Raw genomic sequence first — 1,284 nt, 5'->3', positions numbered from 1 at the left:
CGGCGGGCAGCGACCTCACCACGGACGGCGGCCGCACCTGGCGCGCCTTCGGCACCGGCTCCTACGACACGGTGGACTGCGCGAGCGACGGCGGCTGCTGGGCGGCGGGGGAGAAGGGGCGCCTCGCCCGGCTCACCTCCCGGTAGGCGCGCCCGGGGCGGCGCGAGCCGCGGTCAGGAGGGCAGTTCCTGCCGGTAGGACTCCAGGGCGGGGGCCGTCTTCGTCGGGATGAACTCGGTGACGGAGTACTCGCACACCCCCGCCACGGTGAACGGGTCGCTCCGCGTGATCTCCTCGATCTTCGCCCGGTCCTCCCCGACGGCGAGGATGACACCGCCGTCCCGGGGCACCTTCCGGCCGGAGGCGATGAAGACGCCGGAGGCGTAGTGCGCGTCCAGCCAGGCGACGTGCTCGGCGAGGGCGGCGTCGATGCGCTCGATCGGCGCGATGTAGGTCAGCTCCAGTACGAACATGATCGCCAGGCTAGCCGCCGGGTAGCGTGACCCGCACTATGCGCATGGCAGAGGTAACCGACGTACCGCCCGGGTGGCCCACGACCGAGGCGGAAGCGACCGCCCTCCAGGACGAGTTGCGGGGCCGCACCGTCCTGGACGAACCCGGGCCCCCGCCCGGCGAGCCGCTCGTGGCCGTCGGCGTCGACGTGGCCTACGACGACGAGCGGGACGTCGTCGTGGCCGCCGCCGTGGCCCTGGACACCGCCACCCTGAGCGTGGTGGACGAGGCGACGGCGGCCGGCCGGGTCGCCTTCCCGTACGTGCCCGGGCTGCTCGCCTTCCGCGAGATCCCCACGGTGCTCGCCGCCCTGGAACGGCTCGGCGTCACCCCCGGCCTGGTGGTCTGCGACGGCTACGGCCTCGCCCACCCGCGCCGCTTCGGCCTCGCCAGCCACCTGGGCGTCGTGACCGGCCTGCCGACGATCGGCGTCGCCAAGAATCCCTTCACCTTCCGCTACGACGCCCCCGGCCCGCACCGCGGCGACACCTCGCCCCTCCTCGACGGCGATGAGGAAGTGGGCCGCGCCCTGCGCACCCAGTCCGGCGTCAAACCGGTCTTCGTCTCCGTCGGCCACCGCACCGGCCTCGACAACGCCACCGCCCACACCCTCGCCCTGGCCCCCGCCTTCCGCCTCCCGGAGACGACGAGAGCGGCGGACGGCCTGTGCCGGCGGGCGCTGAAGGGGCTGGTGGAGGGGTGACGGAGCGTCAGCGCCGGCCCGGGCCGTAAGGCCGGGGCCGCCGCCCACCGCAACGTGGAGCGGTCCGG

2 protein-coding genes and 1 pseudogene are annotated in these 1,284 nt (G+C 74.8%); 2 read left to right on the top strand and 1 reads right to left on the bottom strand.

What is annotated here, in order from left to right; translation table 11 throughout:
* Positions 1 to 146: pseudogene (locus tag V7793_RS37700) on the top strand (oxidoreductase); the annotation flags it as partial.
* Positions 147 to 173: 27 nt separating this feature from the next.
* Here the strand turns inward: V7793_RS37700 and V7793_RS37695 are convergent.
* Entirely contained in the window at positions 174 to 473 is a 300-nt protein-coding gene (locus tag V7793_RS37695) for a YciI family protein (protein ID WP_168091660.1), read from the bottom strand.
* Between the two features lie 44 nt (positions 474 to 517).
* Between V7793_RS37695 and V7793_RS37690 the strand changes: the two genes are divergently transcribed.
* Positions 518 to 1,216: an endonuclease V gene (locus tag V7793_RS37690; RefSeq protein ID WP_336014255.1), complete on the top strand. Its 699-nt coding sequence runs from the start codon at positions 518 to 520 to the stop codon at positions 1,214 to 1,216.
* The last annotated feature ends 68 nt before the right edge of the window (positions 1,217 to 1,284 follow it).

Origin of the sequence: Streptomyces sp. KLMMK, assembly GCF_036961605.1 — a bacterium.
Lineage (GTDB): Bacteria > Actinomycetota > Actinomycetes > Streptomycetales > Streptomycetaceae > Streptomyces > Streptomyces telluris.
Note: the sequence above shows the minus strand (reverse complement) of the source record. Positions and strands in the feature narration are given on the sequence as shown.